Raw genomic sequence first — 22473 nt, 5'->3', positions numbered from 1 at the left:
GTTTGCCCCTCAATTTTAAGAGAGGCTTAGTTTTTCAGCTCATCCAGCCCGGCAAAAAGATCCAGCGCTTCGGGATTGGCGAGCGCTTCCTTGTTCTTCACCGGACGGCCATGCACGACATCGCGGACGGCGAGTTCCACGATCTTGCCCGACTTGGTGCGCGGAATATCGGTGACGGCGATGATCTTCGCCGGCACATGCCGCGGCGAGGCACCGGTACGAATACGGGTCTTGATCGCTTTGGCCAAGTCTTCGGTAAGGGCTACGCCCGCGGCCAGGCGGACGAAAAGCACGACGCGAACATCATCATCCCAATCCTGGCCGATGCAGAGAGCCTCGAGGACTTCGGGCATCTGTTCAACCTGATTATAGATCTCCGCCGTGCCGATACGCACGCCGCCGGGATTGAGCGTCGCGTCCGAACGGCCATGAATGATCAGGCCGCCATGCTTCGTCCATTCGGCAAAATCGCCATGGCACCAGACATTGTCGAAACGCTCGAAATAAGCGGCGTGATATTTGACGCGATCGGGGTCATTCCAGAACATCACCGGCATCGAGGGAAAAGCTTTGGCGCAGACAAGCTCGCCCTTTTCGCCACGCACCGGCTGGCCGTCCTCGTTCCAGACATCGACGGCAAGGCCGAGGCCCGGCCCCTGGATCTCGCCGCGCCAGACCGGCTGCAAGGGATTGCCGAGCACGAAGCAGGAGACGATGTCGGTGCCTCCCGAGATGGAGGCGAGCTGGATGTCGTCCTTGATACCCTCATAGACGAAGGAGAAGCCTTCGGGCGACAGGGGCGAGCCGGTGGAGGTCATCAGCCGCAGGCTGGAAAGATCGTGCGACGTCTTCGGCGTCAGGCCGCCCTTGCGCACCGCGTCGATGTATTTGGCAGACGTGCCGAACAGGGCGAATTTCTCCTCCTGCGCGTAGTCGAAGAGGATATTGCCGTCGGGTGCGAAGGGGGAACCGTCATAGAGGCAAAGCGTGGCGCCGGCGGCAAGCCCGGTCACCAGCCAGTTCCACATCATCCAGCCGCAGGTGGTGAAATAGAAGACCTTTTCGCCCGGAACGACGCCACAATGCAGGCGATGCTCCTTGACGAGTTGCAGCAGCGCGCCGCCGGCGGAATGGACGATGCATTTCGGCACGCCCGTCGTACCTGAAGAAAACAGAATGAATAGCGGATGCGAAAACGGCAGGGGCACGAATTCGACTGCCCTCTCCTCGAAGGGCGCGACGAAGGCGGCGAGTGTCTTTGCATCCGGCGTCGCAGCCACGACCATATCGGCATCGCCCGCATAGGGAACGATGACGGCAGGCGCGCCGAGACGTTGCGCAATGGCGCCGACCTTCGCCGTCACATCCTGCAATTTGCCGCCATACCAATAGCCGCTGCAGGCGATAAACAGTTTCGGCTCGATCTGGCCGAAGCGATCCATGACGCCCTGCTCGCCGAAATCCGGGGAGCAGGAGGACCAGATGGCACCGATCGAGGCGGCCGCCAGCATGCAGGCGATGGTTTCCGGCATGTTCGGCATCATCGCGGCGACGCGGTCGCCCTTGCCGATGCCGAGCGCGCGATAGGCCTGCTGCAGACGTGACACCATGGTCGAAAGCCGATCCCACGACCAGCGATCGCGCACCTTGTCCTCCCCCCAGAAGACCAGCGCATCCCCCTCGCCGCTATTCGACAGCAGGTTCTCGGCGAAGTTCAGCTCGGCATCGGGAAAGAATCGCGCTTCCATCATGAGGTCGCCGTTGATCAGCGCCCTTTCGCCGCGTTTTCCCTTGATGCCACAGAAATCCCACACTGCCGTCCAAAAGGTTTCGCGGTCGGCGATCGACCAAGCGTGCAGGCTGCTGAAATCGGAAAGGGAAAGGCCGAAGCGCCGATTGCAGTCATCCATGAAGACAAACATCGGGCTTTGCCGGCGAAATTCATCCGATGGTGTCCAGAGCGGCTGATTATCTCGCATATTATCTCCTCCCGTTTCGGCTTATATACCATGCTGCAGCGCATTATAAAGTCACTGAGTTGTGTGCATTCCTGCTGTACAATGTTTGCATCCGCCGATCATTTCCTATATCCGGCAAACGCAGGCATATCAGCGCTATCAGTATGAAAGTCTCCGCGGATCATGAGAGCGTCGAGGAATAATAAGTGGTGGTTGACGATGCGATCGGCCTCGCGTTGGCTGCCTGCTGTTGCACGCACCACGGGCATCGCGCTTTTCACCATTATTGTGATCTTCGCCGTTTTCAGGGCAACGGCTCCCTTCCTGATCTCCAGCGGCCTGGTGCGCTCCGGTATCGAGAAGGCGCTGTCGGACTGGACGGGATATCGCGCCCAGATCGAGGGCGCACCGACACTGGAATTCTGGCCGACGCCGCGCGTGACGCTCAACCAGGTCACCATTCGCGAACCGGCAAAAAACGGCAAGGTGCTCGGCCATGTCGACAGCCTCTCGGCCGATTTCTCGTTGTTTGCCGCGCTGCGCGGACGCGCGCATTTTCATGAATTCCATTTCCTGCGGCCAGTGATCTATATCCGCCGTGACGAGGCCGGTCTGATCGACTGGACGAATGAAGGACTGCTGTCCAAGGCGATCGAACGGGTGGGGCAATCCTCCAACCAGAGCATGCCGATGAGCAAGGATCAGGATGCCGCCATCGGCACGCTGACCATTGAAGACGGCAGCGTCGAGATGACGGATGACCGCACCGGCAAACTCTACAAGATGAACGGCGTCAATGCCGACATTTCATGGCCGCGGCTATCCCGCGCGATGACTGCCGTCATCCTGGCTCGTCTCAACGGTCAGGACATCAAGATCGATTTCAATTCCGCACAGCCTCTGTTGCTGTTTGCCGGCAAGCGTGTCGATGCGAAAACAAGCTTCTCCTCGCCGCTGATCAACTGGAGTTATACCGGCGCCACCAGCATTTCCAATTTCGCCGCACTGACCGGAAATCTGGCCCTGAGCGTGCCGAATGTGCCCTCGTTCCTCGCCTGGAGCGGGGAACATATGCCAGCGGCGAGCACGTTGCAGAACGTCTCACTCAATGCCGACGTTGCCACGATCCCCAATGGCCTGCGCTTCAATAATCTGAACTTCAAGGTCAACGACTCCGCTGCGTCCGGCGTCATGGATCTGAGCTATTCGAAGGCTGGCAAGCCGAAGATTTCCGGCACGCTTGCCTTCGACCAGATGAACCTCAATCCGTTCCTGGCGGCCTTTTCCATGCGGCTGGCCGCCGACACTGCCATCGACGCCTTGCTCAACGGCAATCCGCTGCAGCGGCTCGATGTCGATATGCGGCTTTCGTCGAACAAGGCCGTGCTCGGCCCATTTCAATTCGACGACATCGGCGCCAGCCTGCTGGTTGCTGGCGGCACCGCGAAATTCGATATTGGCGACAGCGGCTTCGAGGGCGGAGAACTCACCTCGCATCTGGAGGTGACGCAAGGCAACTTCGAGGGCGGCGGCAAATTGCAGATATCCATCCGCAACGCCGATTTCGGTGGATTATTCACCCGGCTCAATCTTGCGGGACCACTACCGCTGACGACGGGATCGCTCGACCTTTCACTCAGCACATCGAAGCCGATCTGGGCTGCCAATCTCGGCGATGTCGCCGGCAACATGCATTTCAGCTCGGCCACCGGTTCCTTCCGGCAGTTCAACATCTCTACCTTCCGAGCGCTTGCGTCCGGCAAGGCCTTTTTCCGAATGAGCGATATCGCCGACACGGCCTTCGATTTCGACAGCCTCAACGTCGATGCAAGCGTCGCCAAGGGGTCGGTCGAGATCCACAGCGCCAAGATCGTCGGGCGCAACGAAACGGTGATGCTGAACGGCGTCGTTCCCTTCCGTAGCAACGGACTGGCGCTGTCTGGCACGATGCAGGCGAGCGATCCAGCCAATGCGGCGGAGCTGCCGATGCTGCCCTTCTACATCGGCGGTACCTGGCCAGACCCCGTGATCTCGCCGGTCAAGACGCTGCTGCAAAAGTCGGACCAGCAGCCGCAGCAACAATAGCTCCCAGCCTGCGGCTGCCTTCACCTCACCTTACGACCTTACGCCGCCGCAGCCGCCTGCTCATCCCTCTGGCGCTGCACTTCGCGGCGCTTCGTGACGACGGAGGCGCAAATGACGCCGATGGTGACGACGCCGATCAGGATGGTGCAGATCGCGTTGATCTCCGGCGTCACGCCGAGCTTCACCTGACTGTAGATCAGCATCGGCAATGTCTTGGCGCCGGCGCCTGAGGCAAATGTCGCAATCACCAGGTCGTCCAGCGATAGCGTCAGCGCCAGTACCCAGCCGGAGAAGACGGCCGGCGCGATAATCGGCAACGTGATCTCGAAGAAGGTACGCACGGGCGGCGCGCCGAGATCGAGCGCCGCCTCCTCGATCGAGCGGTCGAAGCTCAGAAGCCTGGACTGTACGACTACGGCGACGAAGCACATGGTCAGCGTCGTATGCGCCATGACGATGGTCCAGAAGCCACGATCGATGCCGACGGTGACGAAGAGCAGCAGCAGCGACAGGCCGGTGATGACATCAGGCATGACGAGCGGTGCATAGATCATGCCGGAAAACAGGATGCGGCCGCGGAAGCGGGTGTAGCGAACCAACGTCAACGCCGCCAGCGTGCCGAGCACAGTTGCGATCGTCGCCGAGAATACGGCGATGCGCACGGTCAGCCAGGCAGCGTTAAGCATGTCGCTGTTTCGAAGTAGACGGCCGTACCATTGCGTCGAAAAGCCGCCCCAGACAGTGACGAGCCGCGAGGCGTTGAAGGAATAAATTACCAGCAACAGGATCGGCAAATACAGGAAGGCGAGGCCGAGCGTGACGGAGATGATGTTGAAGCGGGACCAACGGATCATGGCTTACCTCCCCCTCTCGTCGGCTTTCGCCTGTACATGTTGGAAGAAGACGATGGGCACCACCAGCACGAGCAGCAGGATGGTCGCCACCGCAGAGGCCAGCGGCCAGTCTGTATTGCCGTAGAACTCGTTCCACAGCACCTTGCCGATCATCAGCGTTTCGGAGCCGCCCAGCAGATCGGGGATGACGAACTCGCCGACCGCCGGGATGAAAACCAGCATGCAGCCGGCGATGACACCGGGGATCGACAACGGGAAGGTGACGCGCCAGAAGGCGCCAATCGGCGTGCAGCCAAGATCCTGAGCCGCCTCGATCAGCGTACCGTCCATCTTTTCCAGCGAGGAATAGAGCGGCAGAACCATGAAAGGTAGATAGGAATAGACCATGCCAATATAGACCGCGGTGTTGGTGTTCAAGATCACCAGCGGCTGATGGATGATGCCGAGCGCCATCAGCAATTGATTGAGCAAACCGGTCGTACTCAGGATCGCCATCCAGGAATAGACGCGGATCAGGAAGCTCGTCCAGAACGGCAGGATGACCAGCATCAACAGCGTCGGGCGGATGCTGCGCGGCGCCTGCGCCATGCCGTAGGCAATGGGATAGGCGATGATCAGCGTCAGGATCGTCGATATGCCCGCTATCTTCAGGCTCTGGAGATAGGCGTTGAAATAGAGCGGATCGCCGGCCAACCAGGTGTAATTATCGAAGGACATGCTCTGCAGCTTGTCCCACCAATCACTGAGACTGTCCGACCAGCTGAAAGCCGGATCATAGGGCGGAACGGAGAGCGCCTTCGTCGACAGCGAAATGCGGAAGACGATCAGGAAGGGCGCGAGAAAGAAAATCAGCAGCCAGGCATAGGGAATGATGATGACGAGGCGCTGATAGATGGAAGAGCCGAACGTCTTCATGATCAGTCCCTCAGCAGCACACCGGCATTTTCGTCGAAGGAGACCCAGACGTCCTGATCATAGGCAAAGGGCTCCTCCACGGCGCGCACCGCATTCAGCGACGAGGCCTTCACGACCTGTCCGCTCTTTAGCTTGACGTGGAGAACCGTCATGTCGCCGAGATAGGCGATATCCCAGATCTCGCCCTCGGCGGCATTGATCGAGGCGTTAGCCGGCGGGCGCGGCGTGACGCGCAGCTTTTCCGGCCGAATGGCGAAGCCGGCGCGGCTGCCTTCGGCGGGCATCTCGCCGGTTGCTGTGCGCAAGGTGAAACCGTTGTCGACGGCGATCTCGACCGTGCCGCCATTTGCGCGGGTGACATTGCCGTCGAGGATGTTCACATCGCCGATGAAGTCGGCCACGAAGCGGGAATTGGGGGCTTCATAGATTTCCGCCGGCGTCGCCACCTGCACGACCCTGCCATGGCTCATCACGGCAATGCGGTCGGCCATGGTCATCGCCTCTTCCTGATCGTGGGTGACAACGACGAAGGTGAGGCCGAGGCTCTGCTGCAGGTCCATCAGCTCGAACTGGGTCTCCTCGCGCAGCTTCTTGTCGAGCGCGCCGAGCGGTTCGTCGAGCAGCAGCACCTTCGGCCGCTTTGCAAGCGAGCGGGCGAGCGCCACGCGCTGACGCTGGCCGCCCGAGAGCTGATTTGGCTTGCGCTTGGCGAATTGCTCCAGTTTGACGAGCTTCAACATCTGCACGACGCGCTCCGCGATCTCGGCTTTCGGCATGCCGTCCTGGCGCAGCCCGAAAGCTACGTTCTTTTCCACCGTCATATGCGGGAAGAGCGCGTAGGACTGAAACATCATGTTGACGGGGCGGCGATAGGGTGGCGTGCCGGCAAGGTTCTGGCCGTCGAGGACGATCTCGCCTGTCGTCGGCTGCTCGAAGCCCGCCAGCATGCGCAGCAGCGTGGATTTTCCGCAGCCCGAGGCGCCGAGCAGCGCAAAGAATTCGCGGTTGTAGATATCCAGCGAAAGATTGTCGACGGCGGTGAAATCGCCGAACTTCTTCGTCACATTCTTGAAGGAAATGTAAGGCTTTGCCGAAGGATCGCTCCAAGGAGCAAAGGAGCGCCGGATGTTACCGAGAGACTTCATCATCTATCCCCGAAATAAATGGATGCCGCTCCGGCTTTTCCCCATCCGGTAGCGTTTCAGATTTCATATTAGCCCGTCCAAAACTGCTGAGCGCCGTCCTGGACCGCTATCCTACTAAGGAAAGGCCCGGGCGTTTCCGTCCGGGCCTTTGTTGACTTATTGACCAGTAACGACCTTGGTCCACAAGCGCGTCGCCAGGCGCTGCGTTTTCGGATCCCACGGCTTCACCGTGAACAGGTTTTTCATGATCTCGTCGGTCGGATAGACTGCCGGATCCTCTAGAACCTCCTTGTTCACGAACTGCTGCGAGGCCTTGTTGCCATTGGCGTAGGCGACGAAGTTGCTGGCCTTGGCGATGACTTCCGGCTTCATGATGTAGTTCAGGAACTCATGCGCCTCGGCCACGTGCGGCGCATCGGCCGGGATCGCCATGACGTCGAACCACATCTGCGCCTGCTTCGGCATCGAATAGTCGACATGCACGCCGTTCTTGGCTTCTTCGGCGCGGTTGCGCGCCTGCAGCACATCGCCGGAATAGCCGAAAGCGATGCAGATATCGCCGTTGGCGAGCGCATTGATATATTCGGACGAGTGGAACTTGCGGATGAAGGGCCGGATCGACGTCAGGAGAGCCTCGGCTTTCTTGAAATCCTCAGGCTTGGTCGAGTTCGGATCGAGGCCGAGATAGGCCAGCGCCGTCGGGATGACGTCCTTCGGCGCATCGAGCATATAGATGCCGCAATCCTTGAACTTGGCAGCGACCTTCGGGTCGAAGATCACATCGAGCGTCGGCTTGTCGTCGGTGCCGAGGATCTGCTTCACCTTGTCGACATTATAACCGATGCCGTTGGTGCCCCACATATAGTCGATCGCATATTGGTTGCCGGGATCGTAAGTGGAGATGCGCTGCATCACCATATCCCACATGTTGGAGATGTTCGGCAGCTTCGATTTGTCGAGCTTCTGGAACACACCGGCCTTGATCTGGCGCTGCATGAAGTCTGCCGTCGGTACGACGATGTCGTAACCGGTCTTGCCCGCCAAGAGCTTGGTTTCCAGCGTCTCGTTGGAGTCGAAGGTGTCGTAGACAACCTTGATGCCGGTTTCCTTCGTGAAATCGGCCAGGATCGAATCATCGATATAGTCCGACCAATTATAGATATTGACGACCTTGTCTTCGGCCTGGGCTGCCGTCACCAGCGAAACGGCGGCGAAAGCCGTTGCTGCGAGCCGCGCGAACATGGACTTCATAGTCTCTCCTGTTTTGTTCAAGGGCATCCCGGCGATACCCAACCCTCTGTTTTTCCCGTTAGACTAGAAAGGAAATCCGAAGGCCACAAGGGGGAAAAGTCAGCGCGTATAAGCTTTCGCGGATTCACTGAAATTCGGTGGATCACGCCACGGGAACAGCCGCGCGCGAGCGCACGCGATTGTGAACGGAAGACTCGCTTCCCGCGTGAATACCGGGATGAGCTTTGCTAACATCCTACCGTCTCATCTCGAATAATCTCCCGCCTGTTTTCGCCGCCCTGCCCAAAGGGCAACCTCAACCCGTGTTTTCCAAGGGTTTCACCATGCAATATCAAAAATTCGGCAATACCGGTCTCAGCGTCTCTCGCCTCTGCCTGGGCACCATGACATTCGGCCTGCAGATCGAGCAGGAAGACATCGCCCATGCCATTCTCGACAAGGCGATCGACGCCGGCGTCAACTTCATCGACACGGCCGACGTCTATCCTCTCGGCGGCGGCGAGCAGCTTGCCGGGCGCACCGAAGAGATCGTCGGCCGCTGGCTGAAGGGCAAGCGCGACCGCTTCATCGTCGCGACCAAGGCCGTCGGCAAGGTCGGTCCGTCCCCCTGGGATCAGGGCGCATCGCGCAAGCACCTTCTCGACGCGATCGACGCATCGCTACGACGTCTCGGCACCGACTATGTCGACCTCTATCAGCTCCATTCCGACGATCGGGAAACACCGATCGACGAGACGTTGGAGGCGCTCGACGTCATCGTGCGCTCAGGCAAGGCGCGCTATGTCGGCGTATCGAATTTCCTCGCCTACCGGCTGGCTCTGGCGCTCGGCCGCGCCGATTTCCTGCGCGCCGCCCGCTTCGTCTCGGTGCAACCGCGCTACAATCTGCTCTTCCGCCAAATCGAACGCGAACTGTTGCCGCTCGCCGAAGAACAGCGCATCGCGGTCATTCCCTACAATCCGATCGCCGGCGGCCTCCTGACCGGCAAGCACAAGCATGACGTCGCGCCGACGGAAGGCCGCTTCAGCTCGCAGATGCGTAGTGCCGGCGCCAACTATCTGCAGCGCTACTGGCACGAACGCGAATTCGCGACCATCGAAAAGCTGCGCGGTATTGCCGATGAGGCCGGCCATTCGCTCACCCGGCTCGCCGTCGCCTGGGTGGCCGCCAATCCGGTGATCACCTCGGCCATTATCGGCGCCAGCCGCCCGGAGCAATTGACCGACACGCTCGCAGCCATCGATCTCAAGCTCGATCCTCAGCTGAAGGCAAAGCTCGACGACGCGACGGTGGAATATCGCTGGGGCGACGCAGTTCGCTGAGCATCCGAGACCAAGATACCGGTAGCCGCCTTGGCTGCCGGTTTTCATATGTAGGTAGGGCGATTGCCGGCGAAGAGGTCGGCATGGCTCTTTAGCAGGCGGGTCATGCGATCGACCACAGTGCGGATTTCGCGGCGGTGGCGATCGGCGTCGTTCATGACGATCCATTGCCCGTGTCGCAGAGACGCGACCTCTTCGCCCACACGCTCGAGCCGGGGCTCCAGATCGCCGACGAAGCAGGGAAGAACGGCGACGCCCGACCCCGCAAGCACCAGATCGTAGAGAGAGCGCGGCCGGTTGACAGTCACCGCGATTGCCTCGCGCTCGTTCTGATGCGGCCAGCGCAGATAGGCGGAGATCGCCTCTTCTTCCGCTACGGCGATCCAGCGTCTTGGTCCGGCAAAGCGCATGTTGCGCGCTTGGTAGGCGGCATAGGCAACATCGCCGGTCTTGACGGCCGCCAGATTGATCTCTTCCGGTTCGAAAGCGCGGATGCCGATGTCGCTTTCGCGATGGGCGAGGCTGGCTCGACGCTCGGCGAGATGGAGATCAATGCGGAAGCCATCCCGCTCGGAGCAGATCGAGGGCATGTTCTGGCTGAGCAGCCAGCCGACCCAGGTTCCGGCAGCGATCCGGACCGCTGCCGCGCCCTGGGCATCACGCTGCCAGGTATCGACTTTGCGCGCTGCCGCTTCCATCTCCAGCAGTTGATCGAACAATTCCTGGCCGTCGGCGGTCAGCACGTAGCCCACCTGGCTGCGCTGAAAGAGCGAGCGCCCGATCTGGCTCTCCAATTCCAGCATGCGCCGGCCGATCGTGGCCGGGCTCAAACCGCTCGAAGATGCAGCGCCCGTCAGCCCGCCGCCGCGGGCGACGTCGAGGAAAAGCTGATAGGAATCCCAGGTCGCATTTTTCATGGCTGAAAAACATAGGGCGGAAACGGGTGTTTATAAAGAAAATTCCTCTGTGTAATTGAAAGGATGCCTTTCAACATGGAGAGTTCCCGTGATCGACAGCATCGCATTTGCAAGAATTATCCAACTGCAGAACGAAGCCCTCTACAAGCAATGGCGCCGCAACGAGGACGCCTTCTACCGAGAATGCGGCCGTGACGCCTGGGCACCGTTTACCTGGTTCGGGAACACTCTCGATACGGGCTGTGCATGGCTCAAAAGGAAAAAGGCGGACCGGCCCGATATGGACCGATCCGCCTGTGATGGTGGCGATTGTTGCGCTCAGGCGGCTTCCGCCCGCATATAGCCCGCGCCCTGCCCGCCTTCGATCTTGAACTGCTGGATGAGATAGAGCAGCGCGTCCGCTTCGGAGGCCAGTTCGCGGCTGGCCGCCGTGGTCTCTTCGACCATGGCCGCATTCTTCTGCGTCATCTGGTCCATCTGGTTGACGGAGGCGTTGACCTCCTGCAGCGCGCTTGCCTGATCGTGGCTGGCGCGCGCGATCATTTCCACGTGCTGGCTGATGGTGACGATCTGGCCGCTGATCTGCGCCAGGACAGTGCCGGCTTCCTGGACGAATTGCGACCCGGAATTGACCTCGTGGGTCGATTTGTTGATCAGCCCCTTGATCTCCTGTGCCGCGGCGGCGGAGCGCTGGGCGAGCTCGCGCACTTCCATCGCGACGACCGCAAAGCCCTTGCCGGCCTCGCCGGCGCGGGCGGCTTCGATGCCGGCATTCAGGGCCAGCAGGTTCGTCTGGAAGGCGATCTCGTCGATGACGCCGATGATCTGCTCGATCTGGCGTGACGCATCCTCGATGCGGGCCATGGCATCGATCGCATTACCGACGACAACGGAACTGTCGTCCGCGCTGCGCTTGGCTTCACGCACGATCGCATCCGCATCCTTGGCACGCTCGGCGGACGAGCGGACGGTGACGGTGATCTCGTCGACGGCGGCAGCGGTCTCCTCCAATGAGGCGGCCTGCTGCTCGGTGCGCTTCGACAGGTCCTCGGCGGAGGCCGCCATCTGGCTGCCGTTGCTCTGGATCATCTCGACATTGTCGCGCACCTGGCTGATGGTCTGCTGCAGGCGCGACAACGAGCTGTTGAAATCCTGGCGGAGCTGTTCGAGGCGGCCGATGAAAGGCGTCTCGATCGTCGAAGAGATATCGCCTTGGGCCAGGCGCTCGAGACCGGCAGCAAGTTCGCTGACAGCAAAATCGATCTGGCGGTCGAGCTCGCGCTTTTCAGCGTCGTTGCGCTGACGCTCGTGCTCGGCAGCAGTGCGCTCCTCGTCGCTCTGCTCCTCGATGCGGATTTTCGAGAGGGCATTTTCCTTGAAGATGCCGAGCGCGCGGGCCATGTCGCCGATTTCGTCGTGGCGCTGCTCTCCGGAAATCGCGGTTTCCAGCATGCCGTCGGCAATGCGGCGCATGGCGGCCGTGATCTGGCCGATCGGGCGCTGCAGGGTCAAGACCAGGGCGATGCCGCCGGCGACCGAGAGGATGATGCCGAGCGTGGTGGCGAGGATCGAGATGTAGTTTGCCTGATCGCGTTCGGTGCCGGCACTCTGCTTCTGCGTTTCGGCAAAGGCGGTGAGCTGGCCCCAGACCTGGTCGAGCTGCTGGCGGGCGCTGGCATATTCGGTGATGCGCTGAGAGATGGTGTCGACCAGCTTGCCGCCGGCGTCATCCATCGACTTGATGGCGGGGCGGATGGCGGTGTCGATATCGCCGGCGAAATCCATCCCCTTGGCGCTCTGGTTCAGCGTATCCATGTCGCCGGCAAGCTTGGCGATTTCCTGACGCAGGCGAACGAGATTGTCCTTATTGGTATTGGACATGAAATCGGCGAGCACGAGCTGCAACGAATAGATCGAGCCTTCGAGACGGCGGGTGTCCTGCAGAACGGAATTGGTCTGGACGACGCGGGCGTCCAGCTCGACGAAGGTCGTCGTCGCCTGGCGCATCATCTGTGTTGCAGTCAGCTGCGTATAGGTCGAGGTCTGACGGAAGCGGGAGAGCAGCCGGCTGATACCGGCCACGGTATCGTCCGTCGGCGTGTCGGCGCTTTCGGTGACGGCCGTAAGATCCTTGATGGTGCCCACCAGCGACTGAACGACGCTCTTCTGATTCGCCGGCAATGCAAGATCGATGGAGCGCTCTGCCTTGTTCAGATCCGGCAAGCGGTCCTTCAGAAGCTTGACCTTGTCCGCCGGCGAGGCCGCCTTGTTGAAATCTTCCGCGACGGCAACCAGCATGTCGCCGCCTTTCAGCAAGCGATCGGCCGAACGCAGCGTCGAGGTCGCGTCGGCCTGGTCCTGGCGCATTTGGTCTTCCAACTGCTGGCCATTATAATCGACATTGAAACGGGCGCTGATCAGCGCTCTCTGCGCATCGTCGATCACTTTGCGGAATGCGACTTCCTGTTCATGCAGCGTCCAGAGCTTGCCGACGAGGTTTGCCATGTCGGCGGTCTTGGTCGTCGCATCCGTCAGATTGTCGCGGCCTTCCGCATCCTTGCCGAGTTGGTTGAGCGTCGCGTTCAGAACGCCCTGCTGCGAATTGATATCCTGATAAAGCTTGTCGCGCTGCTGCTCATTGGTAATGCGCAGGAAATCATCCATTGAACCGTAGAGATTCTTGAAGCCCGTCAGCGATTGCAGCACGCTGTTGGAGATTTCCATACGCCCCTGCAGCAGGCCCGAAGCGTAGAGCCCGGTGAGGCCGACGGCCGAAATGCTGATGACGAAAGGTAGAACGAAGATCAGGACTTTCGTCTTGATCTTGAAACGAGACAGGATCTTGTCAATGAACATGGTGGCTCTGGCCTCTCATACATCGCTCCCCCTGCCGACGCCCACTCGGCGCTGACCGGATGCACAACCATCAATCTTGAGATGTTCGCAGGCGGGGGTCCCGGCCAGCGCCAGGAGGCAATCATTGCTTTCGGCTCTACGTTGTAGAAGCACGCCCCAGAAAATCTTCGCGGATTGTGAGTCCGATTGATTAATTTTCGGATAAGGGGCTGCGGCGGGAAGGCGCAAGGCCTTCAATGCCAGGGGACAGCGCTGAAATGCAGGGGATGTGAGGGCTCGGCCGGGAAGAGGTCCGGCGTATGCGCACATGCCGATCGCCGGGGAAACGGCGACCAAGGCCGATCAGGCCGATGATATCAGAAGCTGCGTACCGCGAGGTATGCGATGCAGGCAGCCGTGGCGCCGGTCGCCAGCATCAGCAGCCGTATAGCGACCAACTTGGCGTTGTCACGGGTTTGAGCAATTGCAATGGCGCGACCGCGACGCTGTGTTCTGTTCATGAGCCTAGATCCCATTTTAGCATTTGCAGGATAACCGGCAAAAGGTCCTTCCGGCAACCATCAATGTGTAGAATAAAGATGTAGGAATGGAAAACGCCGGAACCAGAGCCTAGTCGTAATTGTCGCATGTCGCGAAAATTTGCTCGAAAGGCGTAGGACGTTGTTAGGCGTTCTACTTCGGCGGCACGACAACCGCGATCGCCAATTCCGTCGCGAACTTCAAGCCGCTTCGCCGGCAACATGGCCGGAAGCCCAGGCCCATTGGAAGTTATAGCCGCCGAGCCAGCCGGTGACGTCGACGCATTCGCCGATGAAGAACAGGCCGGGGATGGTTTTGACTTGCATCGTCCTTGAATCGAGACAGGCGGTATCGACGCCGCCGAGCGTGACTTCTGCGGTGCGGTAACCTTCGGAACCCGACGGTTTGACCGGCCAGGCTTGGACGGCGGCGGCGAGCTGCTGCAGGCGCCTGTCGGGTTGATCGGCCATATTGCCCGACATGCCCTCTCCTTCGGCGAAATGCTGCGCCAGCCGCTTCGGCAATATCTCCGCCAGGGCCGTCTGCGCCGATTGCCGGCCATTGGCCTGCCGGGCTGTTTTCAGGGTGATAAAAATGTCGATATCGGGCTCGATCGCGACGGTGATCTCGTCCCCTTCCCGCCAATAGGAGGAGATCTGCAGGATTGCCGGGCCGCTCAAGCCGCGATGGGTGAAAAGCAGGGCTTCGCGGAACGCCGTCTTGCCATGGCGGATCTCGGCGGGCGCGGCAATACCGGCAAGCGGGGCCAAACGCTGGAGAAGCTGCGGGTCGAGGGTCAGCGGCACGAGGCCGGGACGCGTCTCTATGAGCGGCAGGCCGAACTGTTCGGCGACGCGATAGGCAAAGCCTGTGGCGCCCATCTTCGGGATCGACTTGCCGCCGGTGGCAATGACCAGGGACGTTGCCTCCAAGGCGCCTTCCGAAGTGGCGACGCGATAGCCGCCACCGGCAACGGGCTCGATCGCGCCGATTTCGGTGCGCAGCCGCAAATCGACGCCGGCGGACCGCATCTCGTCGGTCAGCATGCGGATGATGTCCTTGGCGCTGTTGTCGCAGAAGAGTTGACCGAGCGTCTTTTCATGCCAGGCGATGCCATGGCCTTCGACCATTGCCAGGAAATCCTTCGGCGTGAAGCGCCCCAGGGCCGATTTGGCAAAATGCGGATTGGCGGAGAGGAAATTCTTCGGGCCGGCATGGATGTTGGTGAAATTGCAGCGTCCGCCGCCGGAAATGCGGATCTTCTCGCCCGGTGCGACGGCGTGGTCGAGCACGGCGACAGAGCGCCCGCGCTGGCCGGCGCGGATGGCGCACATCATGCCCGCGGCACCCGCGCCAAGAACGATCACATCATATCTGCCGGCCACGTTTCATTCCTCTATCGATTGCTGCGCTGCAAAGTCATTTTTCCATCATATGGCGAAAGTCCAACCGGTTTTTCCCCTCGCCAATTGGCAAACTGTGGTTATGATGCGATCACCGATCAACGCAAATACGGTGTTTTATGCCTGCGAGAAAGACCCCGCTGAAAGCTTCCATGCCGGTCTCGAAAGTCGCAACAGTTCCCCCGAGTTTAAGATCGGCGCGCGGCGTGGCAAATTGGAAGGAAGCGGCTCAATGGCTGCGGGCGCGCGGGATCGAAGACATAGAATGCATCACGCCGGACCTAGCGGGCGTGCCGCGCGGCAAGATGATGCCGACGTCGAAATTCACCTCCAACACGTCGCTGGCCCTGCCCTCGGCAATCTATCGCCACACGATTTCGGGCGAATATCCGGAGGAAACCGAAAGCTTCCGCTACGAGCCGCGCGACAGCGACCTGAAGCTGGTGCCTGATCTTTCGACGCTTTCCGTCGTGCCCTGGGAAAGCGATCCGACGGCGCAGGTGATCTGCGACATCGTCAATTCGGATGGCGTGGCGGTGTCCTACACTCCGCGCAATCTCTTAAAGCGGATCATGGGGCTCTATCGCGAGTGCGGCTGGAAGCCGGTGGTGGCGCCGGAGATCGAATTCTATCTCGTCGCCAAGAACGACGATCCGGACTATCCGCTGCATCCGCCGAAGGGCCGTTCGGGTCGCTCTATCCTTGGGGGTCAGGGCTATTCGATCGCCGGCATCAACGAATTCGACGAACTGATCGACGATATCTATCACTTCTCCGAGAAACAGGGCCTGGAGATCGACACGCTGATCCATGAAGAGGGTCCGGCGCAGCTCGAAATCAACCTGCGCCATGGCGATCCGATCGAGCTCGCCGACCAGGTGTTCATGTTCAAGCGCACCATCCGCGAAGCGGCGATGAAGCACGGCATCTATGCCACCTTCATGGCCAAGCCGATCCAGAGCCAGCCGGGCTCGGCCATGCATATTCACCAGTCCGTGGTCAACATCGAGACCGGAAAGAACGTCTTCACCAATCCTGACGGCAGTCCCGCGCCGGAATTTTTCCACTTCATCGGCGGCATGCAGCGCTATGTGCCGAATGCGCTGGCGATGCTCGCGCCCTATGTGAACTCCTATCGGCGCCTGGCGCCGAACATGTCCTGCCCGGTCAACAATGCCTGGGGCTATGACAACCGCACCACGGCTTTCCGCGTACCGGTCTCCGATCCGCAGGCGCGCCGTGTCGAGAACCGGTTGCCGAGCTCGGACGCCAATCCATATCTGGCGCTCGCAGCCTCGCTCGGCTCCGGCCTGCTCGGCATCATGAAGAAGGTGGAGCCGACGCCGCCGACCGAGGATTCGGCCAATGAGGGCTCGATCGACCTGCCGCGCGGCCTTCTCGAAGCCATTGCGCTGCTGGAAGGGGAGCCGGCTTTCGAAGAGGTTCTGGGCAAGGACTTCATCGACATCTATGTCGGCGTCAAGCGCGGCGAATTCGAAACTTTCATGCAAGTAATCAGCCCGTGGGAGCGGGAATTCCTTCTGCTCAACGTGTGAGGGAGGCCCGCCCATGACATTGCAGGAATCATGGCAGAGCCCGATCGCACCGGGCCTTTCCTGGTATCAGGCAACCGTCGGCCCTCGCCCGGCCTATCCCAAGCTCGACGGCTCCCGCCGTGCCGATGTTGCCATCATCGGCGGCGGCTATACCGGCTTGCAGGCCGCCTGCAATCTTGCCAAGGCCGGCGTCGACGTCGCGCTCATCGACGCCAACCGCTTCGGCGACGGCGCATCCGGCCGCAATGGCGGCCAGCTCGGCACCGGCCAGCGCTCATGGCCGGAAGAGCTGGAGGCGAAGATCGGCTACGAGCGCTCCAAGGCGCTGTTCGATCTCGCGGAGTATGCCAAGCGTTACCTTCTCGATTTTGCCACCGAGCATAACATCGACATCGACTTCATGCCCGGCCAGATGAATGTCACGCACAAGCGGAGCTATAAGCGCGACTATGTCGAGAACGCCGAAATCGCCGCGAAGCGCTACGGCTATCCGCATGTGAGCTTCATGGATCAAGCGGAAACCCAGGAGCGGCTTGGCTCGAAGTTCTATCTCTATGGCGTCAGGGACGTGGGTACGGGCCATATCCATCCGCTGAAACTGCTCATCGGCCTGGCGCGGGTAGCGAAGGCCGCTGGGGCGTCGATTTTCGAAATGACGCCGGCAAAGGCGATCCGCCAATCTGGCGGCAAGACGTTGATCGAGACCGAAAGCGGCACGATCACCGCCGACCGCGTGCTCATTGCCTGCAACGGTTATATCGGCAATCTGGAGCCGGTGACCGCGAGCCATGTCATGCCGATTCGCTCCTTCATCGGCGCCACCGAACCGCTCGAAAAGTTTCCCGATGTCCTGCCCGGCGGAGAGGCGGTGGCGGATTCGCGATTCGTGGTGCGCTATTTCCGAAAATCGAAGGACGGACGTCTGCTGTTCGGCGGGCGTGAGGCCTACACGTCCGATAATCCGCGCGACATAACGCAGCACATCCGCCGCCAGATCGCCGAAATCTACCCTGCGCTCGGCGATGTCGCCATTACCCATGCCTGGGGCGGATCGGTCGGCATCACCATGCCGCGCCAACCTTTCGTGCGCGAGGTCATGCCGGGCGTCACCTCCATCGGCGGCTATTCCGGGCACGGAGTCATGCTGTCAAACTATTGCGGTAAACTTTATGCGAAAACGGTCCTCGGGAATGCCGACGACCTTGCGCTTTTCAAGGCGTTGAACATCCCGCCCTTTCCCGGCGGTGCCCGCATGCGGGCGCCTCTCCTGTTCCTGGCGCTCTCGTGGTTTGCGTTGCGCGACAGGTTTTAGACACAGAATGGATTTCCTCCTGCGGCAATCCGCTCTAAAAGCCGAGTCTGAATTTTGCGATGCACACTGGCCTTTTTAAATCGATTAGATTAAAAGGGGCCTTAACCAAGACCGATTGAGAGATAGCTCATGAGCAGCCAAATCATTCCCGTTGAACCATTTGACTATGTCGTTTTCGGCGGCAGCGGCGACCTTGCTGAACGCAAACTCCTGCCCGCCCTCTATCACCGTCAGATCGAAGGTCAATTTTCCGAACCGACCCGTGTCATCGGCGCATCGCGCAGCGCGCTCTCGCATGAAGAATACCGCAAATTCGCCGAAGCAGCTCTGAAAGAGCACCTGAAGAAGGGCGAGTACGACGAAGCCGAAGTGAAGAAATTCTGCGCTCGCCTGTTCTACGTGTCGGTCGATGCCAAGACCGATGCCGGCTGGGATCAGCTCAAGAAGATTCTGGACGAAGGCAAGGATCGCGTGCGCGCCTTCTACCTCGCCGTCGCTCCGGGCATTTTCGGCGACATCTCGCAGAAAATTCATGATCACAAGCTGATCACCAAGCAGACCCGCATCGTCGTCGAAAAGCCGATCGGCCGCGACCTCGCTTCCGCCCTGCAGCTCAACGACACGATCGGCAGGGTCTTCAAGGAAGAGCAGATTTTCCGCATCGACCACTATCTCGGCAAGGAAACCGTGCAGAACCTGATGGCGCTGCGCTTTGCCAACGCGCTGTATGAGCCGCTGTGGAACGCCGATCATATCGATCACGTGCAGATCACGGTTGCCGAATCGGTCGGCCTGGAAGGCCGCGCCGGCTACTACGATACGGCCGGCGCACTGCGCGACATGGTGCAGAACCATATCCTGCAGCTCCTTTGCTTGACGGCGATGGAAATCCCCTCCTCGATGGATTCCGAAGCCGTTCGCGACGAGAAGCTGAAAGTTCTGCGCGCGCTGAAGCCGATCGATGCTTCCAATGTCGAACAGTCGACTGTACGCGGCCAATATCGCGCCGGCGCTTCGGCAGGCGGTCCGGTCAAGGGCTACCTCGACGAACTGGAAGGCGGAGTCTCCAACACCGAAACCTTTGTCGCCATCAAGGCCGAAATCGGCAACTGGCGCTGGGCGGGCGTGCCTTTCTACATTCGCACCGGCAAGCGCCTCGCCGGTCGCATGTCGGAAATCGTCATCACCTTCAAGCCCATCCCGCACAACATTTTCGATCAGGCTGCCGGCCGCATCGTCGCCAACCAATTGGTGATCCGCCTGCAGCCGGACGAAGGCGTCAAGCAGTCGCTGATGATCAAGGACCCCGGTCCGGGCGGCATGCGCCTGCGCAACGTCTCGCTCGACATGAGCTTCGCTTCGGCCTTCAACGTCCGCAATCCTGACGCCTACGAACGCCTGCTGATGGACGTTGTCCGTTCCAACCAGACGCTCTTCATGCGCCGTGACGAAGTAGAAGCCGCATGGAAATGGGTCGATCCGATCCTCAAGGGGTGGGAAGAGGCCGGCCAGCAGGTGCAGGGCTATACCGCCGGCACCTGGGGTCCGAGCCAGGCTATCGCGCTTATCGAGCGTGACGGCCGCACCTGGCACGACGATATCTAAACTGGGACGACGATGATGACAGCGAACATGAATGCTTTCGCCAATGGTGCAGAACTCGCCGGCAAGCTCGCGGACAAGGTAGCTGAGACCCTCTCGGCCGCCATCGCCGCGCGTGGCTCCGCAAGCATTGCGGTCTCCGGCGGTTCGACGCCGAAGGCCTTCTTCCAGGCGCTGTCATCGCGCTCGATCGACTGGGGCAAGATGACGATCACCCTCGTTGACGAACGGTTCGTGCCGGCTGACAATCCGCGCTCGAACCATCTGCTCGTTCAGGAAAACCTGCTGAAGGACAAGGCCGCTTCGGCACAGTTCTTTCCGCTCTACCAGGCTGTGGCTTCCGTCGAGGAGGCCGCCATCATCGCCACGGAAAAGACCAAGAGCATTGGATTTCCCTTTGACGTCGCCATCCTCGGCATGGGCAATGACGGCCACACGGCCTCCTTCTTTCCGGGCGGGAGCAATCTCGCAACCGCGCTTGATCCGAAGACCCCGCGCGGCATCATCACCATGGAAGCCGAAGGGGCCGGCGAACCCCGGCTGACCTTCACCTTCTCCAGCCTTCAGGATGCCCGATTGCTGGTGCTCCATATTGAAGGAGAAGGCAAAAAAGAGGTTCTCGCCAAGGCCGAAGCGCCGGGCGATGAGACCGAGATGCCGATCCGCGCCGTCCTGCGCCGGGCCGCCTCTCCGGTCGAGATTTATTGGGCTCCCTGACAGGCCGAACGGCCATCATCGGACCCTGATAGACACAGCAACCGCTGCTGCGCCGTGCGCCCGAGAGGGCGCGCCGGGGATGCAGTGACATTTGAAGCCTGCGCCTAGTCCTTTCCCAAGATAAGATCGAACTCGATCTTCGGGATTATGCGCAAGAACAGACGGAGGCAGATCGACCATGGCCGCTGACGCCCGCATTTCCGCGATTACCACACGCATCGTCGAGCGTTCGAAGCCGACACGCGAGCGCTATCTGGACCGCCTGCGCAATGCCGCGACGGCGGGCGTACAGCGCTCCGTGCTCGGCTGCGCCAACCTCGCGCATGGCTTCGCCATCTGTTCCCCCTCCGAGAAGGATGCGCTGGCGGGCGACCGTGTGCCCAATCTCGGTATCATCACCTCCTATAACGACATGCTCTCGGCACATCAGCCGTTCGAGACCTATCCCGCGATCATCCGCGAGGCCGCGGCAGAGGCCGGCGGCATCGCCCAGGTCGCTGGCGGCGTGCCGGCGATGTGCGACGGCGTCACGCAGGGACAGCCGGGCATGGAACTGTCGTTGTTCTCGCGCGACCTGATCGCCATGGCAGCCGGCGTCGGCCTGTCGCACAATATGTTCGACGCGGCCGTCTTCCTCGGCGTCTGCGACAAGATCGTACCCGGCCTTGTCATCGCCGCGCTTTCCTTTGGCCATCTACCGGCCGTCTTCATTCCCGCTGGCCCGATGACCTCCGGCCTGCCGAACGACGAGAAGTCGCGCGTGCGCCAGCTCTTTGCCGAAGGCAAGGTCGGCCGCGACGAACTGCTGGAGGCGGAATCGAAGTCCTATCACGGCCCTGGCACATGCACCTTCTACGGCACGGCCAATTCCAACCAGATGCTGATGGAGATCATGGGCTTCCATATGCCCGGTGCGTCTTTCGTCAATCCCGGCACGCCGCTGCGCGAAGCACTGACCCGCGAGGCCACCAAGCGGGCGCTCGCCATTACCGCCTTGGGCAATGAATTCACGCCCGCCGGCGAGATGATCGATGAGCGCTCCATCGTCAACGGCGTCGTCGGCCTGCATGCGACCGGCGGCTCGACCAATCATACGATGCATCTCGTCGCCATGGCCCGGGCAGCCGGCATCGTGCTGACCTGGCAGGACATTTCCGAGCTTTCGGACATCGTCCCGTTGCTCGCCCGCGTCTATCCGAACGGGCTTGCCGATGTGAACCATTTCCATGCCGCCGGCGGCATGGGCTTTCTGATCAAGGAACTCCTGAAGAAGGGGCTGCTGCACGACGATGTCCGCACCGTCGCCGGCCAGGGGCTTTCCGCCTATTCGATCGAGGTGAAGATCGGCTCCGATGGAGGCGTCGTCCGCGAGCCGGCGCCGGAAAAAAGCGGTGATCCCAAGGTGCTGGCCGGCATCGACACGCCGTTCCACACCACTGGCGGCCTGAAGATGCTGCGCGGCAATATCGGCAAGGCGGTGATCAAGATTTCCGCCGTCAAGCCGGAGCGCCATGTCATCGAGGCGCCCGCCGTCATCTTCCACGACCAGCTTGAAATGCAGCAGGCTTTCAAGGACGGCAAGCTGAACCGCGATTTCGTCGCGGTCGTCCGCTTCCAGGGCCCGAAGGCGAACGGCATGCCGGAGCTGCACAAGCTGACGCCTGCGCTCGGCGTGCTGCAGGACCGCGGCTTCCGCGTAGCGCTGCTGACCGACGGGCGCATGTCCGGCGCGTCGGGCAAGGTCCCGGCCGCGATCCACGTCACGCCGGAGGCGGTGGACGGCGGCCCCATCGCCCGCATCAAGGACGGTGATATCATCCGCATCGACGCGATTGCAGGTACGTTGGAAGTGCTGGTAGACGCCGCCGACATGGCCGAACGCGATCCCGTCGTCGCCGACCTCTCCGCGAACGAATTCGGCATGGGCCGCGAGCTCTTCGCCCCCTTCCGCCACAGCGCCGGCCCTGCCGATCAGGGCGCCAGCGTCCTGTTTCACCATTGAGACGGTAATAGCCCAAAAAGAGCCCCGCGCGGCTTTTGCTGCGCGGGGCTCATTTTTTG

17 protein-coding genes are annotated in these 22473 nt (G+C 60.9%); 8 read left to right on the top strand and 9 right to left on the bottom strand.

The window, feature by feature from the left end:
• Positions 1-26: 26 nt before the first annotated feature.
• Entirely contained in the window at positions 27-1979 is a 1953-nt protein-coding gene (locus PY649_RS21555; RefSeq protein ID WP_285870716.1) for an acetoacetate--CoA ligase, read from the bottom strand.
• A gap of 162 nt (positions 1980-2141) precedes the next feature.
• Between PY649_RS21555 and PY649_RS21550 the strand changes: the two genes are divergently transcribed.
• Positions 2142-4043, top strand: coding sequence for an AsmA family protein (locus PY649_RS21550; protein WP_285870715.1), 1902 nt, complete (start codon positions 2142-2144; stop codon positions 4041-4043).
• A gap of 38 nt (positions 4044-4081) precedes the next feature.
• Here the strand turns inward: PY649_RS21550 and PY649_RS21545 are convergent, their stop codons facing one another.
• The 4 genes from PY649_RS21545 to PY649_RS21530 form a co-directional block, all read right to left on the bottom strand.
• Complete coding sequence (locus PY649_RS21545) at positions 4082-4897, bottom strand: ABC transporter permease subunit (protein WP_285870714.1); 816 nt, start codon at positions 4895-4897, stop codon at positions 4082-4084.
• Positions 4898-4900: 3 nt separating this feature from the next.
• Complete coding sequence (locus PY649_RS21540; protein ID WP_285870713.1) at positions 4901-5812, bottom strand: ABC transporter permease subunit; 912 nt, start codon at positions 5810-5812, stop codon at positions 4901-4903.
• A 2-nt stretch (positions 5813-5814) separates the two neighbouring features.
• A complete protein-coding gene (locus PY649_RS21535; protein WP_285870712.1) occupies positions 5815-6957 on the bottom strand; it encodes an ABC transporter ATP-binding protein in 1143 nt (380 codons plus the stop codon).
• 156 nt (positions 6958-7113) lie between these two features.
• On the bottom strand, positions 7114-8199 hold the full coding sequence (locus PY649_RS21530; RefSeq protein WP_285870724.1) for a polyamine ABC transporter substrate-binding protein: 1086 nt from the start codon (positions 8197-8199) through the stop codon (positions 7114-7116).
• A gap of 332 nt (positions 8200-8531) precedes the next feature.
• On the opposite strand from PY649_RS21530, the gene PY649_RS21525 reads away from it, so the two are divergent.
• The gene (locus tag PY649_RS21525) at positions 8532-9530 is read left to right on the top strand and encodes an aldo/keto reductase (RefSeq protein WP_285870711.1); all 999 of its coding nucleotides are present in this window, start codon (positions 8532-8534) and stop codon (positions 9528-9530) included.
• A gap of 44 nt (positions 9531-9574) precedes the next feature.
• Here PY649_RS21525 and PY649_RS21520 read toward each other — a convergent pair whose 3' ends face one another.
• Positions 9575-10447, bottom strand: coding sequence for a LysR family transcriptional regulator (locus tag PY649_RS21520; RefSeq protein ID WP_285870709.1), 873 nt, complete (start codon positions 10445-10447; stop codon positions 9575-9577).
• A gap of 88 nt (positions 10448-10535) precedes the next feature.
• Here PY649_RS21520 and PY649_RS21515 point away from each other — a divergent pair, with 88 nt between their 5' ends.
• Positions 10536-10790 carry a hypothetical protein gene (locus tag PY649_RS21515; protein WP_285870708.1) on the top strand — a complete coding sequence of 85 codons (255 nt, stop codon included), beginning with the start codon at positions 10536-10538 and terminating at the stop codon, positions 10788-10790.
• Here PY649_RS21515 and PY649_RS21510 read toward each other — a convergent pair.
• From PY649_RS21510 to PY649_RS21500, 3 genes are all read right to left on the bottom strand, one after another.
• On the bottom strand, positions 10766-13303 hold the full coding sequence (locus PY649_RS21510; protein WP_285870707.1) for a methyl-accepting chemotaxis protein: 2538 nt from the start codon (positions 13301-13303) through the stop codon (positions 10766-10768). The two genes, PY649_RS21515 and PY649_RS21510, sit on opposite strands and share 25 nt — an antisense overlap.
• Positions 13304-13659: 356 nt before the next feature.
• Positions 13660-13803, bottom strand: a complete 144-nt coding sequence (locus PY649_RS21505; RefSeq protein WP_285870706.1) for a hypothetical protein — start codon at positions 13801-13803, stop codon at positions 13660-13662.
• A 219-nt stretch (positions 13804-14022) separates the two neighbouring features.
• Complete coding sequence (locus tag PY649_RS21500) at positions 14023-15207, bottom strand: BaiN/RdsA family NAD(P)/FAD-dependent oxidoreductase (RefSeq protein WP_285870705.1); 1185 nt, start codon at positions 15205-15207, stop codon at positions 14023-14025.
• 137 nt (positions 15208-15344) lie between these two features.
• Between PY649_RS21500 and PY649_RS21495 the strand changes: the two genes are divergently transcribed.
• The 5 genes from PY649_RS21495 (at position 15345) to edd (ending at position 22414) form a co-directional block, all read left to right on the top strand.
• The gene (locus tag PY649_RS21495) at positions 15345-16781 is read left to right on the top strand and encodes a glutamine synthetase family protein (RefSeq protein ID WP_285870704.1); all 1437 of its coding nucleotides are present in this window, start codon (positions 15345-15347) and stop codon (positions 16779-16781) included.
• 13 nt (positions 16782-16794) lie between these two features.
• Complete coding sequence (locus PY649_RS21490; protein ID WP_285870703.1) at positions 16795-18093, top strand: NAD(P)/FAD-dependent oxidoreductase; 1299 nt, start codon at positions 16795-16797, stop codon at positions 18091-18093.
• 129 nt (positions 18094-18222) lie between these two features.
• On the top strand, positions 18223-19698 hold the full coding sequence (zwf, locus tag PY649_RS21485; protein WP_285870701.1) for a glucose-6-phosphate dehydrogenase: 1476 nt from the start codon (positions 18223-18225) through the stop codon (positions 19696-19698).
• A gap of 15 nt (positions 19699-19713) precedes the next feature.
• Positions 19714-20412, top strand: coding sequence for a 6-phosphogluconolactonase (pgl, locus tag PY649_RS21480; RefSeq protein WP_285870700.1), 699 nt, complete (start codon positions 19714-19716; stop codon positions 20410-20412).
• 178 nt (positions 20413-20590) lie between these two features.
• A complete protein-coding gene (edd, locus tag PY649_RS21475; protein ID WP_285870698.1) occupies positions 20591-22414 on the top strand; it encodes a phosphogluconate dehydratase in 1824 nt (607 codons plus the stop codon).
• Positions 22415-22473: the final 59 nt, after the last annotated feature.

Origin of the sequence: Rhizobium mayense, assembly GCF_030272705.1 — a bacterium.
GTDB lineage: Bacteria > Pseudomonadota > Alphaproteobacteria > Rhizobiales > Rhizobiaceae > Rhizobium > Rhizobium mayense.
This window is presented reverse-complemented; position numbering and strand designations above follow the sequence as displayed.